At 63.2% G+C, this 21,675-nt stretch carries 17 protein-coding genes; 11 read left to right on the top strand and 6 right to left on the bottom strand.

What is annotated here, in order from left to right; genetic code table 11:
* Nucleotides 1-61: 61 nt before the first annotated feature.
* From ABN482_RS05395 to dnaA, 4 genes are all read right to left on the bottom strand, one after another.
* Nucleotides 62-640 (bottom strand): NUDIX domain-containing protein, encoded by a 579-nt coding sequence (locus tag ABN482_RS05395; RefSeq protein WP_349503025.1) that lies wholly within the window; start codon nucleotides 638-640, stop codon nucleotides 62-64.
* A 288-nt stretch (nucleotides 641-928) separates the two neighbouring features.
* Nucleotides 929-3,391: a DNA topoisomerase (ATP-hydrolyzing) subunit B gene (gyrB, locus tag ABN482_RS05390; protein ID WP_349503024.1), complete on the bottom strand. Its 2,463-nt coding sequence runs from the start codon at nucleotides 3,389-3,391 to the stop codon at nucleotides 929-931.
* Nucleotides 3,392-3,412: 21 nt separating this feature from the next.
* The gene (gene dnaN / locus ABN482_RS05385) at nucleotides 3,413-4,522 is read right to left on the bottom strand and encodes a DNA polymerase III subunit beta (RefSeq protein WP_109062314.1); all 1,110 of its coding nucleotides are present in this window, start codon (nucleotides 4,520-4,522) and stop codon (nucleotides 3,413-3,415) included.
* 2 nt (nucleotides 4,523-4,524) lie between these two features.
* Complete coding sequence (gene dnaA, locus ABN482_RS05380) at nucleotides 4,525-6,003, bottom strand: chromosomal replication initiator protein DnaA (protein WP_349503023.1); 1,479 nt, start codon at nucleotides 6,001-6,003, stop codon at nucleotides 4,525-4,527.
* A 238-nt stretch (nucleotides 6,004-6,241) separates the two neighbouring features.
* Between dnaA and rpmH the strand changes: the two genes are divergently transcribed.
* The 6 genes from rpmH (at nucleotide 6,242) to mnmE (ending at nucleotide 11,248) form a co-directional block, all read left to right on the top strand.
* A complete protein-coding gene (rpmH, locus tag ABN482_RS05375) occupies nucleotides 6,242-6,376 on the top strand; it encodes a 50S ribosomal protein L34 (RefSeq protein ID WP_043679136.1) in 135 nt (44 codons plus the stop codon).
* The gene (locus ABN482_RS05370) at nucleotides 6,373-6,762 is read left to right on the top strand and encodes a ribonuclease P protein component (protein WP_349503022.1); all 390 of its coding nucleotides are present in this window, start codon (nucleotides 6,373-6,375) and stop codon (nucleotides 6,760-6,762) included. The genes rpmH and ABN482_RS05370 overlap by 4 nt, the downstream gene beginning before the upstream one ends.
* Nucleotides 6,756-7,052 (top strand): membrane protein insertion efficiency factor YidD, encoded by a 297-nt coding sequence (yidD, locus tag ABN482_RS05365; RefSeq protein ID WP_349503021.1) that lies wholly within the window; start codon nucleotides 6,756-6,758, stop codon nucleotides 7,050-7,052. The genes ABN482_RS05370 and yidD overlap by 7 nt, the downstream gene beginning before the upstream one ends.
* 84 nt (nucleotides 7,053-7,136) lie before the next feature.
* Nucleotides 7,137-8,849, top strand: coding sequence for a membrane protein insertase YidC (gene yidC, locus ABN482_RS05360; RefSeq protein WP_349503020.1), 1,713 nt, complete (start codon nucleotides 7,137-7,139; stop codon nucleotides 8,847-8,849).
* 149 nt (nucleotides 8,850-8,998) lie between these two features.
* Nucleotides 8,999-9,703, top strand: coding sequence for a MarC family NAAT transporter (locus ABN482_RS05355; RefSeq protein WP_349503019.1), 705 nt, complete (start codon nucleotides 8,999-9,001; stop codon nucleotides 9,701-9,703).
* Nucleotides 9,704-9,730: 27 nt separating this feature from the next.
* Complete coding sequence (gene mnmE, locus ABN482_RS05350) at nucleotides 9,731-11,248, top strand: tRNA uridine-5-carboxymethylaminomethyl(34) synthesis GTPase MnmE (RefSeq protein WP_349503018.1); 1,518 nt, start codon at nucleotides 9,731-9,733, stop codon at nucleotides 11,246-11,248.
* A gap of 29 nt (nucleotides 11,249-11,277) precedes the next feature.
* On the opposite strand, the gene ABN482_RS05345 is transcribed toward mnmE, so the two are convergent.
* Both ABN482_RS05345 and ABN482_RS05340 read right to left on the bottom strand, forming a co-directional pair.
* Entirely contained in the window at nucleotides 11,278-14,202 is a 2,925-nt protein-coding gene (locus ABN482_RS05345) for a xanthine dehydrogenase family protein molybdopterin-binding subunit (protein ID WP_349503017.1), read from the bottom strand.
* 131 nt (nucleotides 14,203-14,333) lie between these two features.
* Nucleotides 14,334-16,337: an FUSC family protein gene (locus ABN482_RS05340; protein ID WP_349503016.1), complete on the bottom strand. Its 2,004-nt coding sequence runs from the start codon at nucleotides 16,335-16,337 to the stop codon at nucleotides 14,334-14,336.
* A 163-nt stretch (nucleotides 16,338-16,500) separates the two neighbouring features.
* On the opposite strand from ABN482_RS05340, the gene ABN482_RS05335 reads away from it, so the two are divergent.
* The 5 genes from ABN482_RS05335 to ABN482_RS05315 all read left to right on the top strand — a co-directional run bounded on the left by ABN482_RS05335 (nucleotide 16,501) and on the right by ABN482_RS05315 (nucleotide 21,642).
* Nucleotides 16,501-17,403 (top strand): LysR family transcriptional regulator, encoded by a 903-nt coding sequence (locus ABN482_RS05335; protein ID WP_349503015.1) that lies wholly within the window; start codon nucleotides 16,501-16,503, stop codon nucleotides 17,401-17,403.
* Nucleotides 17,404-17,694: 291 nt separating this feature from the next.
* Entirely contained in the window at nucleotides 17,695-18,498 is an 804-nt protein-coding gene (locus ABN482_RS05330) for a putative hydro-lyase (protein ID WP_349503014.1), read from the top strand.
* Nucleotides 18,499-18,533: 35 nt separating this feature from the next.
* Nucleotides 18,534-19,592, top strand: coding sequence for a TRAP transporter substrate-binding protein (locus ABN482_RS05325; protein WP_349503092.1), 1,059 nt, complete (start codon nucleotides 18,534-18,536; stop codon nucleotides 19,590-19,592).
* A 131-nt stretch (nucleotides 19,593-19,723) separates the two neighbouring features.
* Entirely contained in the window at nucleotides 19,724-20,362 is a 639-nt protein-coding gene (locus tag ABN482_RS05320; protein ID WP_109062932.1) for a TRAP transporter small permease subunit, read from the top strand.
* A complete protein-coding gene (locus ABN482_RS05315) occupies nucleotides 20,359-21,642 on the top strand; it encodes a TRAP transporter large permease (RefSeq protein WP_349503013.1) in 1,284 nt (427 codons plus the stop codon). The genes ABN482_RS05320 and ABN482_RS05315 overlap by 4 nt, the downstream gene beginning before the upstream one ends.
* Nucleotides 21,643-21,675: the final 33 nt, after the last annotated feature.

Genomic DNA, 21,675 nt, shown 5'->3' with positions numbered 1-21,675 from the left:
ACGTACATCTTGAATCGTGAATCGAAAACGCCCGCTAGAACGCGCTCTGCCAGCGCCGAAGCTACGCCATATCCTGCCAGTCCAGCGTCCAGTCGCCGCGCTGCACGTTCTGCAGCCACAGCGCGCAGCTCAGACTCTTGGCATCGGTGATCAGACCGGTACGGCAACCGTCGAGGAAGGCCTCGGCTGGCATGGCAATCACATCCAGGAACTCGCCCTCGTCGAGCTGGCGTTCACCGGCGCTCAGGTCGCGGGCAAAATAGATATGGAGAATTTCATCCGAATAGCCGATCGCCAGATGCATCACCCCGGCCTGCGCCCATTGCCGTGCCGAGTAGCCGGTTTCCTCCAGCAGTTCGCGCCGGGCACAATCCAGCGGATCCTCGCCGGCATCGAGTTTGCCGGCCGGCAGTTCGATCATCACCTGGCCGACCGGATAGCGAAACTGCCGCTCCAGCAGCACGCGGCCATCGTCCAGCAGGGGAATGACCACGACCGCGCCGGGATGCTTTACGTATTCACGCGTCGTGACGGCACCATCGGGCAGGCGCACGGTATCGCGCTTTAGGCAGAGGAAGTTGCCCTGGTAGAGCGTTTCGCTATCGAGGGCAACTTCCTGCAGGGGATCGTGATCGGTCATGTGTATTCCGGCAATATGCAATGCGAAGGCCAGACTGCCTTCGCGGGATGCCGGAAATTATAGACGGGGCTTTGGAGGCTGCCGCCGTATCAGGCGGCAAACAGTGAAGCACACACGCCAGACCTCAGCCTGGGCCGTACCTGTGATCAGTGCAACATCACCCGCATCGATGCCAGCCATTTCGCAGTTGGTGGCAGTCAAATTTGCCAGGAAGCTATCTTGCCCCACAAAATATCAAGGGGCTGCAATGATGCAACCCCTTGTAGCACTCAAGACACCTCAAACAGCCTAGATATCCAGATTCGCCGCCGTCAGTGCATGCGTTTCGATAAACGCCCGACGCGGCTCGACCTCGTCACCCATCAGCGTGGTGAAGATTTCGTCTGCCGCCAGGGCATCCTCGATCTCCACGCGCAGCAGGCGGCGTACGGTCGGATCCATGGTGGTTTCCCACAACTGGTCGGGATTCATTTCACCCAGACCCTTGTAGCGCTGCTTGGACAGGCCGCGCTCGGCATCGGAGAACAGCCACTGAATGGCCTCGCGGAAGTCGGACACCGGCTTGTCACGGCGTTTTTCACCCGTACCTCGGGCCACCACGGCACCGTTGCCCACCAGCCCCAGGAACGTCTGGGCGGCACGCGACAGCACGCCATAATCAGCGCTGCGCAGGAAATGCTGGTCGATCACCGTAACCCGGACATTGCCATGGTGCTGGCGTTGCACGATCAGGCGCGGCACACCGCTTTCGGCATCTGTCTCAACCAGCACAGTCACGTTCTCGGGCACCAGCGGGTTGAAGAGTGCTTCCTGCAGGCGTTTCGCAGAAGCTTCGGCCTGTGCCACGTCGTCAAGCTCGATCGCCACACCTTCGGCCAGGGCGCTCAGTGTGGACTCATCCATGATGCGACCCAGGCGTGAAATCACGCTGTTGGCCAGCAGATATTGACGCGCCAGGTTTTCAAGCGTGTCGCCGGTGATGAGATCAGCCTCGGCAGACGGCTTGAGCTCCGCATCGCGCAGCGCCAGTTGCAGCATGAACTGCGCTTCCTCGACATCATCCTTGAGATAGCGCTCGTCCTTGCCGACCTTGACCTTGTACAGCGGCGGCTGGGCGATGTAGATGTGGCCACGCGTGACCAGTTCGGGCATCTGGCGGTAGATCAGCGTCAACAGCAGCGTGCGGATGTGGGCACCATCGACGTCAGCATCGGTCATGATGATGATGCGGTGGTAACGCAGCTTGTCAATATTGAAATCGGGGCCGATGCTGGTACCCAGCGCGGTGATCAGGGTCGCGATCTGCTCACTGGCGACCAGCCGATCAAAGCGTGCCTTCTCGACGTTGAGCACCTTGCCGCGCAGCGGCAGGATGGCCTGGAACTTGCGGTCGCGGCCCTGCTTGGCCGAGCCCCCTGCGGAATCACCCTCGACGATGTACAGTTCGCACAGCGACGGGTCTTTCTCCTGGCAGTCGGCCAGCTTGCCGGGCAGGCCGGCCCCCTCGAGCACGCTCTTGCGCCGCGTCATTTCGCGGGCACGGCGGGCGGCCTCGCGGGCACGGGCAGCCTCGACCACCTTGCCGCACAGGGCCTTGGCATCGGCCGGATGCTCCAGCAGCCAGGTTTCGAGCGTACGCGCCACGGCCTCTTCGACCGCCGGACGCACTTCGCTGGAGACCAGCTTGTCCTTGGTCTGGCTGCTGAACTTGGGCTCGGGTACCTTGACCGACAGCACGCAGGCCAGGCCTTCGCGCATATCGTCGCCGGACGTCTCGACCTTGGCCTTCTTGGCCAGCTCATTGTCGGCAATGTATTTGTTGATGACGCGGGTCATGGCGGCGCGCAGGCCGGTCATGTGGGTACCGCCATCACGCTGCGGGATGTTGTTGGTGAAGCACAGCACGTTTTCGGCGTAGCTGTCATTCCATTGCATGGCGACTTCGACGCCCACGGGCACACCGCCGGCCGACGACTCGGTCGACACCGAGAAGATGTCGGGATGCAGTACGGTCTTGCTGCGGTTGATGTACTCGACGAAGCCCTTGACGCCACCCGAATAGGCAAAATTGTCTTCCTTGCCGGTACGCTTGTCGAGCAGGCGAATCTTGACGCCGTTGTTGAGGAAGGACAGCTCGCGCAGGCGCTTGGCCAGAATCTCGTAGTGAAACTCGATATTGTTGAAGATCTGCGGATCGGCCAGGAAGTGCACCTCGGTACCGTGCTGGTCGCTCTCGCCGATCACGGCCAGCGGTGCCACGCGCGCACCCTGGCGGAACTCCATGTGATGCACCTGGCCCTTGCGACGGATCGTCAGACGCAGCCACTCGGACAATGCATTGACGCAGGATACGCCCACGCCGTGCAGGCCACCGGAGACCTTGTAGGAATTCTGGTCGAACTTGCCACCGGCATGCAGCTCGGTCATGACGATTTCGGCAGCGCTGCGGCCGTGTTCGTCATCATGGTGGATATCGGTCGGGATGCCCCGCCCATTGTCCGTGACCGAAATCGAGCTGTCGGCGTGGATAGTGACCACGATGTCGTCGCAATAGCCGGCCAGCGCCTCATCAATGGCGTTATCGACCACCTCGAACACCATGTGGTGCAGGCCGGTGCCATCGGATGTGTCACCGATATACATGCCCGGACGCTTGCGCACCGCCTCCAGGCCCTTGAGCATCTTGATCGAGTCGGCACCGTATTCGGCACCAGAGGAGGTCGGCGTATTCGTATTCTGTTGATCGGACATAGTGTTCTGCGGTCCTGTCGGTTAGATGCGCATGGGCATGACGACGTACTTGAAGCTTTCGTCGTCTGGCAGGGTAATCAGCGTGGAGGCGTTGCCATCGGGCGCGACCGACCAGCGGATGTTCTCGGTCTTGACGTTGCCCAGCACGTCCAGCAGGTAGCTGACGTTGAAGCCAAAATCGAGCGGCTCGAAGCTGTAGTCGATCTCGAGTTCTTCCTGCGCCTCTTCCTGCTCGGCATTGGAGGAGGAAATGCGCATCTGGTGGGTGGTGAACTGCACGCGCACGCCCTTGAACTTGTCGCTGGTCAGGATGGCGGCACGCTGCAGGCTGCCCTGCAAGGCATCACGGCGAATATCGACGTGACGGGTATAGCTGGTCGGGATCACGCGGGTGAAATCGGGGAACTTGCCCTCGACCAGCTTGGAGATCAGCTCGACATCGCCGAAGCGGAAACGGATCTGACCCTGGGCCACGTCGATCTGGACGGGCTCCTCGCTCTCGTCGAGCAGGCGCAGCATTTCCATCACGGTCTTGCGCGGCACGATGACCTCGTGGCGCTGGGCCGGGCCGGTGACCGGCGTGGCATCGTGGGCCAGGCGGTGGCCATCGGTCGCGACGGCGCGCAGTTGCTCGGGTTCGAACACCAGCAGCATGCCGTTGAGGTAATAGCGGATATCCTGCTGGGCCATGGAGAAATGCACCATGTTGAGCAGGTGGCGCAGCGCCTTGCGAGTCAGCGTCAGCGACACGTCCCAGGTCTCGGGCTGGCTGAGGGTCGGGAACTCGCTGGCCGCCAGTGTCTGCAAGGCAAAGCGGCTCTTGCCGGACTGCACGTTGAGCTTGCTGCCCGCCAGGCTCAGGCGCACGTCATTGCTGTCGGGCAGCGCACGCAGAATATCGAGCAGCTTGCGGGCGGCCACGGTGGTGGACTCGGCCTCGGCTCCAACGCCGAAGCTGCCCTGGGTGGTGATCTGCACTTCGAGATCGGTCGCCACGAAGGATACGTTCTCGCCTTCCTTGCGCAGCAGGATGTTGGCCAGGATGGGCAATGTATGGCGGCGCTCGACGATGCCAGCCACCGTAGTCAGCGGCTTGAGCAGGGCATCACGCGTGGTCTGTACGAGTTGCATGGTTATCCTTTGAGCGTTTGTTCGAGTACGTGCAGGGAATGGTTGAGTTCGGTCTGCTTGGTGCGGGCATCGGAGATTTTACGCACCGCGTGCAGCACTGTCGTGTGATCGCGACCGCCAAACAGATCGCCGATCTCGGGCAGGCTTTTCTGGGTCAGTTCCTTGGCCAGGTACATGGCGATCTGGCGCGGCAGTGCAATATTGGCAGGCCGGCGTTTCGAATACATGTCGGCGACCTTGATTTTGTAGAAATCAGCCACCGTTTTCTGGATGTTCTCGACCGTGATCTGGCCGTTGGAAACCGACAGCAGATCCTTGAGCGCATCCTTGCACATCTCGACCGTCAGCACATCGCGGCCATGAAAGCGTGCATAGGCCAGCACCTTGCGCAACGCACCTTCAAGCTCGCGCACGTTGCTGCGCAGATGCTTGGCGATGAAGAAAGCCACCTCCTCGGGCATGGGCATGCCTTCGGAATCGGCCTTGCGCAGCAGGATGGCGACGCGCATTTCGAGTTCGGGCGGCTCGATGGCGACCGTCAGGCCGGAGTCGAAGCGCGAGATCAGGCGGCTGTCGATGCCAGCCAGTTCCTTGGGATAGGTATCGCTGGTGATGATGATCTGCTTGCGCTGTGCCACCATCGCCTCGAAGGCGTAGAAGAACTCTTCCTGTGTGCGATTCTTGCCGGAGAAAAACTGGATATCGTCGATCAGCAGCAGGTCGAGCGAATGGTAGTAGCGCTTGAAATCGTCGAACGCCTTGCGCTGGTAGGCCTTGACCACGTCGGAGACGTACTGGTCGGCATGCACGTAGCGTACCTTGGACTTGGAGCCGGTGCCGGCCTGTACCATGGCGTTGCCGATGGCGTGGATCAGGTGGGTCTTGCCCAGGCCCACGCCGCCGTAGAGGAACAGCGGGTTGTACGAGACGCCCGGGTTCTCGGCCACCTGCAGTGCAGCGGCGCGCGCCAGCTGGTTGGCCTTGCCGGTGACGAAGTTGTCGAACGTCATGTCGGTGTTGAGCCGCGACCGATCATATACGGCCTGCCCGGAGGCCTGCGAGGCCAGCACCAGCGTAGGAGCCTCGATCCGGGCCGATTGCTGCGTACCGGTATCGGCCTGGAATACCGACGAGGCCGGCACGTCGGCCGGCAGCGGTGTTTCGGTGGGCAGCAGGCCAATGGCCGGTGCCGGGACCGGTGCAGCGGGCACCGGCGCAGCCGCCACGCCGACCCGCCCCTGGGCCAGCTCGAACGTGACCTGCACCGGACGATGGAACCATTCGGCCGCCAGTTCCTCGATGCGCAGGGAATAATTCTTGCGCACCCAGTCAAGCTTGAAGCGGTTGGGTGCAGCCACGCGCAACACCGCCTGCGTCTCGTCGTACGCAAGCGGCACCAGCGGGCGTATCCACGCGCTGATCTGTTGGGGGGGAATATCCTGCTCCAGCCGGGAAACGCAGGTTTGCCAGAACTCGTTCATTTGACTCTTATCCAAACCTCGATTCTACCCTGTCCCGGCCCATGTTATCCACAGGCCGCCTGCCCGGTTACACGTTCACCATCCCTAACCATTTGACTACACTGCAAAAATTTGATGAAATAGAGGGCTTTTCACTGTAGCGGGCGATTTTCTGCTGCACAGGCCATGCCTGATGCAGCCTGGGATGCGGCTCGGTACTGCCCTTGGACCAACCCTCCAGACCAACCCGGATCTGAACATGAAACGTACTTTCCAACCCTCCGTTACCCGTCGCAAGCGTACCCACGGCTTTCGCGTGCGCATGAAGACCCGTGCCGGCCGCGCCGTGCTGAGCGCACGTCGTGCCAAGGGCCGCAAGCGCCTGGCAGTGTGATCGAGCCCCGGCCGACAGCCCGCTTTCCCGCTGCCGCCCGCCTGCTGCGCCCTTCCGAATACGCCGCGTGCCTCAAGAACCGCCGCGTATCCCGAGGGGCTTTGTTCGTACTGCATAGCGCACCTGCAGCGACCTCTGACGCGCCCGCCTGTTCGCGCGCGCGCCTGGGGCTGATCGTTGCCAAACGCCTCGCACCGCTGTCGGTCAGCCGCAACGCCCTCAAGCGTGTAGCGCGCGAAGCATTTCGCCAGATACAGGGGCAATTGCCGCCGGCCGATTATGTGGTGCGCCTGGGCAACCGCATTCCCGACACGTCCCTCACCGAGCTCAAGCGCCAGGCGCGCATCGAGCTGGACAGGCATTTCCGGAGGGCGGCCCAATGCTGAAGGCGCTGCTGATCGCACCGATCCGCTTCTACCGCTATTTCATCAGCCCCTGGACCGGCCACTCGTGCCGCTTCACCCCCACCTGTTCCCAGTACGCCATCGAAGCCATCGAGACGCATGGTGCGTGGAAGGGATTCTGGCTGATGGTGCGGCGCATCGGCCGCTGCCACCCATGGGCCCAGGGCGGCGTCGATCCGGTTCCGGACTGCCGGTGTGGTGCGAGCCACGCACGGCATGGGTCGCACCACGAACACGGCGAACATGACGGACGCCACCATCCGCAGCCTTAACCGGCTAAACTTGTGGACTTTGCCGCAAACCTGATTCCGACACACCCTTTCCGCTCCGGCCGGATTTAACTCTCTGCAGGCACCATGGATATTCGACGCACCATCCTCTGGATGATCTTTTCTTTCGCGCTGCTGCTGCTCTGGAACAACTGGCAGACCCATAATGGTCAGCCCGGCCTGTTCAGCTCCCAGCCGGCACAGGCCGACACCACGAGCGCACCCATTGCCGGTACGCAGGGTGCCACCGATCCGGCAGTGCCTGCAGCCGCACAGGCTCCTGCTGCGGCAACCGGCACCGTACCGGGCGCATCGCAGCCCGCTCTGGCCAGCGTACCCGCAGACAATGCACCTCAGGATCGCCTGCTGGTCGTCTCCAGCGATGTGCTGCGCCTGACCTTCGACACCCAGGGTGCGCAGATCATCAAGGCGGAGTTGCTCAAGTATCCGGCCAGCAGCGGCTCCGACCAGCCCACCATCCTGCTCGACAACGTGCCTGCCCTGACCTACCTGGTGCAGACCGGTGCCGTGGGTGCGCCCGCCGGTGCCGAGGCCTACCCCAACCACCTGTCGCAATTCAGCGTGATCAGCGCCGACCACGAACTGAACGGCGACAACCTGACCGTGGTGTTCCAGGCCGAGTCGGGCGGCGTGCGCCTGGTCAAGAGCTTCAGCCTGCAAAAGGGCAGCTACGTCGTCGACGTCAAGCATGCCCTGACCAACACCAGCGAAGCTGCCAAGTCGCCCTCGGTCTACCTGCAGATCACCCGCGACGGCAACTCGCCCGCCGACTCATCGAGCTTTTACCGCACCTTCACTGGCCCGGCCGTGTACTCGAACCAGGACAAGTTCCAGAAGGTGACCTTCTCCGATATCGAAAAGAACAAGGCTGACTACGTCCGTCAGGCAGACAACGGCTGGATCGCCATGATCCAGCACTATTTCGCCACCGCCTGGGTCCCGCCGCAGGGCAAGGTTCGCACCAACGACATCGTCGAACTGCAGAAGAACCTGTTCGCCGTGCGCGCCATCGAGCCGGTCGATGCCATCGCCCCCGGCGCAACCACCATCGCCTCGGCTCGCCTGTGGGTCGGCCCGCAGGACCAGCAGGCCATGGAAGCCCTGGCCCCTGGCCTGGATCTGGTGGTGGACTACGGCTGGCTGACGATCATCGCCAAGCCGCTGTTCTCGCTCATGACCTGGCTGCACATGTTGCTGGGCAACTGGGGCTGGACCATCGTGGCCCTGACTGTGCTGATCAAGGCCGCGTTCTACCCGCTCGCTTCGGCCAGCTACCGCTCGATGGCCAAGATGAAAATGGTCGCCCCGCGCCTGCAGGCCCTCAAAGAGAAGTATGGCGACGACAAGCCCAAGCTCAACGCCGCCATGATGGAGATGTACCGCAACGAGAAGATCAATCCGCTGGGCGGCTGCCTGCCGATCGTGGTGCAGATCCCGGTCTTCATCTCGCTGTACTGGGTGCTGCTGGCCAGCGTCGAGATGCGCGGTGCGCCCTGGATCCTCTGGGTGCATGACCTGTCGGTGCGCGATCCGTACTTCATCCTGCCCGCCGTGATGATGGCGACCATGTTCCTGCAGATCAAGCTGAACCCGACGCCACCCGATCCCATGCAGGCCAAGATCATGATGATCATGCCGCTGGTGTTCGGCGGGATGATGTTCTTCTTCCCGGCCGGTCTAGTGCTGTACTGGTGCGTCAACAACATCCTGTCGATCGCGCAACAGTGGTACATCACCAAGAAGATGGAAAAACAGACAGCAGCAGCCGCCAACAACTGAGCGACATGACGAGGTAACGGGCTGTCAGGCATCCTTCGGGATGACAACCGGCCCGTTCCACGACGCAGTCTCCGAAGGCGCCAGGCAGACAGCCGGCGCCTTTTTGTTTATTGTCTACCCTTGCTGAGTTTTTCCCGGAGCACACTGAGATGCTGAAAGACCTGACCGACCTTGTTTCGCTGACCGGCCTGGGCCTGCTGCTGATGCTGCCGCTGTCCAATCCGTTGACATCGATGATCATGTTCCTGTCACTGAGCCGCTTCATCCCCTACAAGGAGCGTCAGGCACAGGTGCGCCAGGCCACGCTCTATGTCTTCATGATCATGATCGTCACCTTCTTTGGCGGACATCTGATCATGCAGTCGTTCGGGATCTCCATCCCCGGCATGCGCATCGCCGGTGGCCTGATTGTGGCCTTTATCGGCTTCACCATGCTGTTTCCCAGCAGCAACACCGATCTGCCCGAGGCCCAGAAAACCAACGAGACGGCCATGGCCAGCGCCAATGTGCCCAACATCGCCTTCGTACCGCTGGCCATGCCGGGCACGGCCGGCCCCGGCACCATCGCCATGATCGTCAGCGTAGCCGCCACCATCAACGGCAGCGACACGAAGGAATATGCGGACTGGGTCCTGATGGTCTCGCCGGTCATCGTCTTCGTCTTGCTGGCCCTGCTGTTCTGGCTCTGCCTGAGCTCGGCTGAAAAGATCGTCAAATTCATTGGCCACAACGGTGTGGAAGCCATTTCACGCATCATGGGCTTCCTGCTGGTCTGCATGGCTGTCCAGTTCGTGATCAACGGCGTGCAGGAAATCGTCACCCCAACCACGGCCGCACCCGCTGCAGCGTTCTAGCGGCAGTCCGCATCAGCAGGAGTTTGCATGAGTGCCCATCACACCGACCCGATCGCCGCCATCGCCACCGCCCCAGGCCGGGGCGGTATCGGCGTGGTGCGCGTATCCGGCCCGGACCTCACCGCACTGCGCACACGGCTGTTCGCCCAGCCCCTCAGGCCACGCCACGCACACTTCCTGCCTTTTCTGAGAGACGACGGCAGTACCATCGACGAGGGTATCGTACTGTCCTTTCCCGGTCCGCATTCGTACACCGGCGAGGATGTGCTCGAGCTGCAAGGCCACGGTGGTCCGGCTGTGCTGCGACAGGTGCTGGAGCGCTGCCTGGAGGCTGGCCGCGACCTGGGCCTGCGGCTGGCCGAGCCAGGGGAGTTCACCCGGCGGGCCTTTCTCAATGATCGCCTCGACCTGGCGCAGGCCGAGGCTGTGGCCGACCTGATCGAAGCCTCTTCGGACGCCGCCGCACGCGGTGCCATGGCCTCGTTGACCGGTGCCTTTTCAGCCCAGGTCGATGCGCTGGCAGGCGATATCGTGGGCCTGCGCACCCTGGTCGAAGCCACTCTGGATTTCCCCGAGGAAGAAATCGATTTCCTCGAAAAATACCAGGCACGCGGTACGCTGCAACAACTACGAGAGGCCCTGCAGACCATCATCGCCCAGACACGTCAGGGCGTGATCCTGCGCGAAGGTCTGCGGGTCGTGCTGGCTGGCCAGCCCAATGTGGGCAAATCGAGCCTGCTCAATGCGCTGGCCGGCTTCGAGGCTGCCATCGTCACCCCGATTGCCGGCACCACCCGCGACAAGGTCGAGCAACAGATCCATATCGACGGCGTGCCGCTGCATATCGTCGATACCGCCGGCCTGCGCGACACCGAAGATACGGTCGAACGCATCGGCATCGCCCGCAGTTGGCAGGAAATCGAGAAAGCGGACGTGGTGCTGCATCTGCGGGATATCCGCTCGGTGATGGGGCTGACCGACAGGTCGGCACAGAACGCCGATGCTGCGGCAACCCGCAGTCACGTCAATGAACCGGGAGCCGCCGATCTACCCCGTGGCAGTCATCTGCCTGCCATGGGTGAATCGCCCATCCTGGAGCCAGACATCGCCGCCCGCGTGCCGGCCGGCACGCCGGTGCTGACCGTCTACAACAAACTGGACCTGCTGCCGGGCGGCACGGACACCCTCGCCTGCGCAGCGCAGCCTTCTCCCAACGGACGGCGCGATGCCGGCGAGATCCTCTGTGTTTCCGCCGCCACCGGCCAGGGGCTGGATACGCTGCGCCAGACGCTACTGCGACTGGCCGGCTGGAATGCCTCGATGGAATCCCCCTGGCTGGCCCGGGAACGGCACATGCAGGCGCTGCTGCGCGCCAGCGAACACCTTGAGATGGCCTGGGCGCACGCGCAGATGGATGACCGCGTGCTGGATCTGTTTGCGGAAGAGCTGCGGCTGGCGCACGAGGCGCTGGGGGAGATCACCGGGGTTTTCAGTAGTGATGATTTGCTGGGGGAGATTTTTGCGGGGTTTTGTATTGGGAAGTGAGCGTCCTCCGCGACTCCCTCCCGCCCCAACTACCCCAGCGCCTTCCGAATCTTCTCCGCAGAAACCGGAAACTCATAGAAGCGTTTGCCGATGGCATGGGCAATCGCATTGCTGGTGGCCGCCACGATGGGAATCATGCCCAGTTCGGCCATGCCCTTGGGTGGTGAGGTCTCTGACAGCGGCGGCAGGAACTCTGCGGTCTGCGTCCAGACCGCCACATCCGCGGCGCGCGGCAGCACATAGCGGTTGAAGTTCCACGTACCATCGCCGGGCCCGTCGCCATACAGGGGCAGTTCTTCCATCAGCGCATGACCGATCCCCATGGCGGCACCGCCCTGCAATTGCCCGGACACCAGTTGGGGCACGATCATGGTGCCAGGGTCCATCAGCGCATGATGTCGCATCACATCGACCTCGCCCGTGAACGTATTGACGTTCAGTTCCATGATGTAGGCCGCCGAGGTATAGGTCGTCGGCCCGGCGCTGCTGCGCTTGACGGGCGGATACAGGGCACGGATGCGCTTGATGAAGTCATAGCCGGCCACGCTCATGCGCTGCTTCAGCGCTGGCGGCGCGCCTTCGCCATAGCGCAACGCCAGGGCATCGACCGCCAGAGTCCGCACGCCCACGCCGGGAATGTCGAACTCGGCACGCGCCCATTCCCATCGGCTGAAGGTGTGCAGGGCCACGCCGGTCACCAGCCCCATGTCGTGTGCCTTGCGGGCCAGTTGCTCAAACGGGATGGGTGCCATGCCGCCACCGCCCAGTCCTTCGGGGCTCACGCGCAGATCCGAAAACTGCACATCGAACGTCGATATCGGACCACCACCGGCCCCTTCGCTCCAGATCGCGCGCGCCGCCGGCCAGAGCGAGTACTCCAGCAGGAAACGCGCGGCCTGTCGCGTGGCAAAGCCGGTGTAATACACGCTGCTCGATGAACTCATGTCGGGCACGATGGCCGGCACCCAATAGGGATCGTGCTGGGCATACTTGTCCTGCTGCGCCTGGTCGGCCCGCGCGGTATGCAGCGGCAGTTCCGGGAAATCGGTCACCCCGAAGGAGACATTGTCCGGGGCCTTGCCCAGGGCCTGCCACACCATGACCTGCTGTGCCGTGGTCGCCCCCGTGCCGATTTCCTGAACGCAGTGCCGCATGCTCAAGGTGCCGGCAGCATCGAACTCCAGCACCAGGATGCCCGGATCGCCACTGGAACCATAAACGGTCTGCACCTGCGCAAAGCCAACGCCGTAGCGCTTGCCGGGGTTGGCCGCGTCGAAATCGGCCTTGGCCTGGTCGCGGTTGATCCAGAGGGGATGTGCGGCGGCCCTGTCCAGGATCTCGACAATCCTCGGGTCTCCCGCCTGGACACCGCCCTGCGTGTTCTGGTCGCCGGTGCGCAAGGCATTGCGCCGGCGCAGCTCGATGGGGTCCAGCCCCAGCGTGTCGGCGATTTCATCGACCATGATCTCCGTCACGGTCATGGACTGCAATGCGCCAAAGCCGCGCATGGACCCCGCCTCGACGGCCGACGTGGCCATCGCCATCGTGGCCAGGTCGGACTTCGGAAAGTAATACACCGACTGCGCGCCCCGCGCACAGACATGAGACACGGCAACCGACAGGTTCTCCCGGCCACCGCCATTACAGGTGTAGACCCCCTTGAGCGTCTCGAACTTGCCTGTCTGGCGATCGACCGTGATCGTCACGTCCATGTCGATCGAATGGCGCTTCATGCCCAGCTGGAACTGCTCATAGCGGTCGTTGGCCATGCGCACGGGCATGCCGCCGCTGTACAGACAGGCGGCAATGGCGTAGTACGGAAAGACCGAATAGTCCTTGGAACCATAGCCTACCGTCGAGCCCGTCAGCAATACGATCCGCTTGACCGGCACCTGGCGATTGTCTTTCAGCATCTCGGCTGCGGCACTGGCGACCCCGGCCGGCGACTGGGTCGCGGTCAGGATGTGCAGGGTGGCCGTGTCGGCGTCGTACCAGGCCGTACAGTTGTCGGGCTCCATCGCACAGGGGTCGATGGACTGCGAAAAGCCATGCCGCTCCAGCACCAGCTTGTCCGGATTGGCGCGTGCCTGGGCAATCTCATCCGCAATGACGGCAGCGGCATCCATGGCACGCTCCTTGAGCGTCGGATCGGCATCGGCCGCATGCAAGGCATCTTCAAAGCCACTGCCCCGTTTTCTTTTGATGACGTCCGGCACGAACAGGGATGGATCGGGATCGAATGGCGGCCAGACGACCTCGTCGCCATGAAAGCCGCCCTTGATGGCCCCATCCTGGAAGGGCGCGAACACAGGGGGAGACTGCGGCGTCTCGCCGCCAATGCGCACGAACCGCGCAGCTCCATAGTTGGCAGGCGGCCTGGGGCCAGTGAACTGGCCATACTTGACGGTGCCGGTCTCAAAACGCAGCATGCGCTTGGCGGCCTCGAAGCGATCGAAATCCCGATAGAACAGCATGGCCACAGGATGTCCCAGCAACGGCGCGGTCTCGCCAACCGGCAACAACAGATGCTCGCCGTAGAAGCCCTTGCCCATGCTGGACGGTGCCCGGATGCCGCTGCCGGCCAAATCGCCCTGCAACAGCACCCGATCAGGCTGCAAATCGGCAGGCAACATGGACAGGTCGATCCCGGTGAATACGTGCTCGGCATCCGTTGCCTTCAACATGAAGGCATAACCCGAGCTGGCAGGCCAGCCTTCCAGGTCAGGGGCACGAAAATCGAACGCAAAATTCTTCTGGCCCGTCACCTTGCGGATGGCATCCCAGCGGTATTTGGCCTTGCCATCCGGCCCGATCCAGTCAGTTGGGCTGGCACCGGGATAGACCTCGACTGCCTGCGCCGCAGGCAAGCGACCCAGCCACAGAGAAATACCGCCCACCGTACCCAGCTTGATGAAATCCCGACGAGAAAATCCAGCCTGCTTTGCGCTTGACACCACCTGCTCCTGAAAACCATTGGCGCGACTGGAACGACCGCACGGCGGCGATGTTTTCCTGCCGCCGCTGTTCGTGCATCACGGAAACGCCAAATGTAATGGAATGCACAGGCTTTGACCATCACGAGCCGTCAGCACGGACGGCTATCGGTTTTCTCCACATACCCTCGTATCGACCCGACCTCTTCCCGGATATGCGCCACCAGCCGGGATGCCGCAGGATCTCCCGTCGGCAGCGATTGCACACCCTGCTGCGCATCGCCGTCGCTGCCGGTAGTCCCATCAGCCAGACAGGTGGCCAGCCGCTCCAGTTCCTCGGTCTGGGCAGTGGCTCTTGCCGTGGTGGCCCCCATGGAATACGCCGTGATGGCATCGCAGACCCGTTCTGCACTGGCCACGATGGGAAACCAGGCGGCAGCCTCCCGACCCGATGGCGGCGGATCGACCAGCGTTTTCTGCAGGATGGCCCGCATGTTGGCCAATTGCCCATATACGGTACGCCGGCAGGCACCCAGCTCTGCCGCCTCGGCCACATGGCCGTCACCATCCGTGGCACGCAATGTGCTCAACAGATAATCCGCCATGGACCGGCGCGCCTGGTGAAAGGCACCGGCCAGTTGCCGATGATGTGACTTGGGCCAGATCAGATAGCCAAACACCAGCACTACTGCCCCCCCGCCCAGCGTATCGACCAGGCGCAACAGCGCATAATCGATACCCTTGGTTTCAGGGCTGACCAGATCGATCAGCACCAGGACCAGCGGCGTCATCGTCAGCGTCATCACGGCATAGGAAATCTGGCGTGCCTGCGGCATGAGCAGGGCAATCAGGGCCATGATGCCGATGAACAGCGGCCCGGGGGGCAGCCAGGCCAGGATGGCCGCGCCGATCAATACACCACCGGCCGTCCCCAGGCAGCGCAGTACGGTACGACCGAAGATCGACCCGAGATCCGGCTTCATCACCAGGAACACCGTCATCGGCAGCCAATACCAGTGGCTGCGGTCATCCAGCCAGCGCAGTGCATAGGCAATGCCGACACACAGTGCCAGCGCCAGCGCCGACAGCAGGACATCACGCCCAGGAGCCAGCCGATCCAGCCACACCCGCAGCCGCGCCTGCGGGTGCACGGCCACCACCTGCGCACCCGATGCACCGGCCTGCCCAGGCCGATCAGCCACTTGCACGGTCATTTCCATCGGCCCCCACAAGGCCACGCCCAGCGCCGCCACGGCGCGCGACAGCAGCGGTGCCTGGGTATCGAAAACGGGGGCAGGCAGCCTCTGCCCATCCTTGACGGCCTGGGCCATCTGGCTCAAGGCCCGTGTCGCTGCCGACAATTGAGCCGCTTCACTGCACGCCAGGATGGCGGCAAACAGCCCATCGGCCCGCTGCAGAACCGCCGCCCGCCGGTCCGCCTGGGGGCTGCGCCCCTGCGCCTGAGAACGGGTCTGCAGCATCAGGGCATAAACGGCGGATAACTGTGTTGTCACCTGCCGGCGTTGTGTCTCGACTGAAGCACCACTGGCCTGTCCCTCGGCCAGCCGGGACAGGGACAGCAACAGGGCAGCCAGCATTTCGCGCCGGGGGCGGCTGCGCTGCAGCAGCGCCTCCACCCCCAGCAGCAACGCATACAGCGCGGCCCCCACCAGCAACATCAGGAACATGTGCAAGGCGCTACCATGCAATGCAGGATTGCCGAGCGCCACGGTGCCCAGCACCAACGCCTGCATGGTGCCGATCGACAGGGCCGCGCTGTAGCTGCTGGCCACGCTGGCCAGAAACGAGACGCCCATCATCAGCAGCACGATCCAGCCCCAGGGCAACCCCGAGGCATAACCCAGCAATGCACCGGCGGCACCCAATGGAGCCGTGACCAGCAGGCGGCGGAAAAGATCCTCGTACGGACCGTCGCGTTCGCCATTCATCTGCATCAGGTAACCCAGGGCAACCAGCAGGCCCAGCGCCAGTTGCTGGGTCGCCAGGCCCACGCCCAGCGGCACGGCCATGCCCAGTGCCGCCCGCAGCGAACGCCCCCAGCGCCAGGCGGCCGGCTTGTTGAGTCGGGTCAGTTCACGCAGCCAGGCATTGGGGCCCGGGGCATGCGGCATGGCAGGCGGGGAAGCGGTGGTCATGGGGCGGCACGAAATGTCAGAAGTGGCGATGGGCGCCAAAGGCGATCAGGTCTGTGCGGCATTTCGCGCCAGCCCAGTTGTCCGGGCAGACGCGACCTCATTCCAGCATAAACCTCCTGTCGCAGGCAACCGTGGTGTAGTATCTGCCCATCCGGGAACCGCCATGATCGACTTCAAGCAAATCGAAACCTTCGTCTGGGTCGCCGAGCTGGGCGGGTTCCGCGCCGCTGCGGAAAAACTCAACACCACGCAGCCTGCCATCTCGCAGCGCATCGCCGCGCTGGAGCAGACGCTCAACACCCGCCTCTTCACCCGCGATACGCGCGGTATCCAGATCACCGACAAGGGCCAGGAGTTGCTGACGCAGGCACAGCGCATGCTGGACCTGCGCAACGACATGATGCAGACAGCCTGTGCCCAGAATGCCGTGCGCGGTACCCTGCGCCTGGGCGTGGCCGAAACCATCGCCCATACCTGGTTGCACGCCCTGCTGGAACGGCTCAGCGCGCTTTATCCGGCGCTGGTGGTGGAGATCCATGTCGATACCACGCAGGTCATGCGCCCGCAGGTGGCGGCCCACCAGATCGACCTGGCGCTGCTGGTGGGCGTGGGTGACGATCCCAAGCTGCAGCACCTGCATCTGTGCAACTACCCGGTCGTCTGGGCCGCCAGCCCGGCGCTGCACCTGGATGACCGCCTGCTCAAGGCACGCGAGCTGGCGGCGTACCCCATCATCACCTACCCGGCCAACAGCCAGCCCTACCGCGCAGTACGCGGCACGCTGCTGGCGGCCGGCATCAAAACGCCACGCATGTATGGCTGCGCCTCGCTGAGCACCATCGTGCACATGACCCGGCGCGGCATCGGTGTCAGTGCCATCGCCCCCGAGGTCATGCAGGACGAACTGGCCCAGGGCAGCATCCGTATTCTCAACGTGCGGGACTCGCTGCCGGAACTCAGTTTCTATGCCTGCTGGCTGGACTCGCCCGACAGCTACATCGTGCGCACCGTGGCACAGGTCGCCCAGGAAGTGGCACATGCCGCACACAGCAAGTCTGCCGCCTGATTCCATTGCCTGACCTTGCGTTCTCTGCATGAAGAGGTCGCCCTGTGTGCGCCGATACGCCGATCCAGCCTCTGTTCAGACATCAGGACTTACCCTCATAGCACCTTCCGAACACAGGGTCGGCAACTGAAAAATTCCTTTCCTTTCAAACTTATAAATTTAATTTATAAGAAAACATCCAAACGAATGATTGGACAGTCATCACCCCGTAGGCTGGAATCGCTGCCATAGGCCGTATGCGTGCTGCACTTCTGCAGGCTGTATTCACGGCACCCTTTCCTGCGAGCCGACATGACTGCTGCCATCCTCCCAGAAATCGCCCTGTCCGCCCCGGAAGTCCGGCAACGCATCCGCCGTGCCGAACTCGACGGCCCTACCGCCGGGCTGGCTCCCGGCCATGTGCAGGCCAATCTGATGATTCTGCCCAAGGACCTGGCCAACGAATTCCTGCTGTTCGCCCAGCGCAACCCCAAGTCCTGCCCGCTGCTGGACGTATCCAACCCCGGGCAGACGCTGCTGACGGGGCTGGGCGAGGACATCGACATCCGCACAGATACCCCGCGCTACCGCATCTGGCAGGATGGCAAACTGGTGGCCGAGCCGACCGACCTGCTGGACTGGTGGCGTGATGATCTGGTGACTTTTTCCATTGGCTGTTCGTTTTCCTTCGAGGAACCGATGCTGGCCGAGGGCATCGACGTGCGCCATATCAGCCAGGGCTGCAATGTGCCGATGTACCGTACCAACATCCCGACGCGCCCGACGGCAGGCCTGCATGGCCCGATGGTCGTCTCCATGCGTCCGCTCAAGGCCGCCGATGCCATCCGCGCCGTACAGATCACCAGTCGGCTGCCTTCGGTGCATGGTGCACCGGTACACATTGGCGATCCGGCCCTGATCGGCATCCAGGATATCAACCGGCCGGACTATGGCGATGCAGTCGAAATTCGCCCGGGCGAACTGCCCGTGTTCTGGGCCTGCGGCGTCACGCCGCAATCCGTCATCCAGACCGTGGCCCCGCCGTTCTGCATTACCCATGCACCCGGCCACATGCTGATCACCGACCTGCTCAACACAAAACTGGCCGTGCTGTAAGACAGGCCATACTCTCAAGGAGAATACCCATGAAAATGTCCCGAACCCTCGCCCTGCCGACCCTGGCACTGGGCCTGCTGCTGGGCACACAGGCCGGCGCACAGGATGTCACGCCCGACCTGCCCCGCACCGAACTCACGGTCGTGGGCGGCCTGAGCAACCTGACTGCCTACCAGAACAACGAGCAACCGTTCTGGACCAAGACCATTCCCGAGCGCTCCGGGGGGCAGGTCACCGCCACCGTCCAGGGCTTCAATGAAATGGGTCTCAAGGGCCCTGAGCTGCTGCGCCTGATCGGCCAGGGTGTGGTGCCATTCGGCACGGCCACGCTGTCTTATTTCGCAGGCGACAACCCGATCAACGAGGCCATCGACCTGGCCGGCCTGGCCCCCGACGTGGCCACCGCCCGTACCGTGACCGAGGCCTTCGAACCTGTCTATTCGGATTTCTACGGCAAAAACCGGATCAAGGTCCTGGGCATCTCGACCTATCCCGCACAGGTGCTGTTCTGCAATGCCCCCATTACCGGCCTGGCCGACGTCAAGGGCAAGAAGGTCCGCACCAGCAGCCGCACCACCGGCGAGTTCGTGCAGGCGCTGGGCGGCACGGCCGTGACGCTGCCATTCGGCGAAGTCGTGCCGGCACTGCAGAACGGCGTGGTGGACTGCGCCATCACCGGCTCCATGTCCGGCTATTCGGCCAAGTGGTACGAGGTCAGTACCCACCTGCTGGAACTGCCGATCAACTGGAACCAGCAGATTCATGCAGCCAACCTGAACATCTGGAATCAGCTTGATCCCAAGGTGCAGGACTTCCTGCAGATCCAGATCGATGGCCTGATCAACCAGATCTGGGATGCCGCCGCGCGCGAAACCCAGATGGGCTATGACTGCAACACCGGGGCCGCCACCTGCGACCAGGCCGTCAAGGGCAGCATGACCCTGGTTCAGCCGACCGACGCCGATCGCGAACTGCTGCGCCAGATCACCGCCGAAGTCGTGGTGCCGAAGTGGGCCGCCCGCTGCAACGAGCAGTGCGTGAAAGACTTCAACGACACCATCGGCAAGGAGCTGGGCATCGTCGCCAGCAAGTAACACCGTCCGGCACATACGCCGCAGCCAGCCTGCCGGATTCTTTCCGGACGGGCTGGCTGCCCGGACACCGGCACCTCGCGTGCCAGACCCGCTGCGCCCGATGACGCAGCAGATTTTCCCAGAAGACCATCATGACCCACTCAATTGACCGATTCCAATGGATCAGCGCCCTGCTGCACCAGGCCAACCGGCTGTCACGCCTGACCGTCTGGCTGGCCGGTGCCATGACACTGCTGAGCGCGCTCTACGTGGCCGCCGACGTGGTCGTGCGCAAGCTGTTCGGCACCAACCTGGGCGGCTCCGACGAACTGTCCGGCTATGCCTTTGCCATCAGCATTTCGTGGGCGCTCTCGTTCGTCGCGCTGAACCGCGCCAACATCCGGATCGATGCGCTCTACCAGTTGCTGCCCGTGCGCATCTGCGCCTTCCTCGACTGGCTCAGCCTGGTGGGTCTGGGGATTTTCATTGCCTATCTCACGCGCTATGCCATCGATGTGGCGGCGCTCTCCTGGAGCAACGGCTCGACGGCCAACAGCACCATGGCCACGCCGCTGTGGATTCCGCAGTTCATGTGGGTTGCCGGCCTGGTCTGGCTGTGCGTGGTGCTGGGCCTGATGCTGCTGCGCTCCTCGCTGGCCCTGGTCACGGGCGACCTGCGCACGGTGCAGGCCCTCTGCGGCATGCGCAGCACCCGCGAAGAAGCCGAGGAAGAAGCCGAAGCCGGCAAGCGCATGGTTCACGGCGAAGCACAACACGGAGACGCGCGATGATCGCCACGACCCTCATCCTGATGCTCGTATTCCTGGGGTTGAGCATCCCCGTCGGTGCCGCGCTCGGCCTGCTCGGTCTGGCACTCGACCCGCTGTACTCGATGCTGCCGCTGACCATGGCCATCGGCGAAGTGGCCTGGAGCACCAGCAACGAATTCCTGCTGGTCGCCATCCCGCTGTTCATCATGCTTGGCGAGATCCTGCTGCGCTCCGGTCTGGCCGAGCGCATGTACAGCGCCATGAGCCTGTGGCTGTCCTGGCTGCCGGGCGGCCTGATGCACGCCAACATCGGGGCCTGCACCGTCTTTTCGGCCACCTCCGGCTCCAGCGTGGCGACCGCCGCCACGGTCGGTACCGTCGCCATCCCGCAGATCAAGAAGAACGGCTACAACGAGCGGCTGTTCCTGGGCAGCCTGGCCGCAGGCGGCACACTGGGCATCCTGCTGCCGCCTTCGATCAACCTGGTGATCTACGGCGTGCTGACCAATACCTCGGTGCCCAAACTGTACCTGGCCGGCATCATTCCCGGACTGGTCCTGGCGGGCCTGTTCATGCTGATCATCATGCTGGCCTGCGTGCTGCGCCCGTCCTGGGGTGGCAACAAGCTGAAGGCGAGCTGGAAGCAACGCTTCACGGCACTGGTGCACCTGCTGCCGCCGCTGGGCATTTTCCTGCTGGTGGTAGGGTCGATCTATGCCGGCATCGCCACGCCGACAGAAGCCGCCGCACTCGGCGTCGTGGGCGCACTGGTCCTGGCTGCCGGCATGGGCCGCCTGAACCTGATCATGCTGCGTGACGCACTCGAAGGCACCATGAAATCCAGCGCCATGATCATGCTGATCGTGATCGGTGCCGCCTTCATGAATTTCGTGATGTCGGCCACCGGCCTGACCTCGGCACTGACCAGCACCATCACCGACCTGGGCGTGTCGCCCGGCTGGATGCTGGTCGTGCTGGTGGTGTTCTACCTGGTGCTGGGCTGCTTCATGGAAACGCTGTCGATGATGATTACCACCATCCCCATCGTCGCACCCATCATGATTGCACTGGGCTACGATCCGATCTGGCTGGGCATCGTCATCATCATTCTGGTCGAAGCCGCCCTGATCACGCCGCCGGTGGGCCTGAACCTGTTTGTGGTGCAGAGCCTGCGCAGCAAGGGCAGCCTGAACGACGTCATGATCGGCGCGCTGCCGTTCGTGCCGACCATGCTGATCCTGATCGCGCTGCTGGCGCTCTTCCCCGGCATGGCGCTGTTCCTGCCGACCCTGTTCAACTAGACCCTGCCGGATCGGGCACGCCTGTGCGCAGGC

Source organism: Corticimicrobacter sp., assembly GCF_040137905.1.
Classification (GTDB): Bacteria; Pseudomonadota; Gammaproteobacteria; order Burkholderiales; family Burkholderiaceae_B; genus Corticimicrobacter.
Note: the sequence above shows the minus strand (reverse complement) of the source record. Positions and strands in the feature narration are given on the sequence as shown.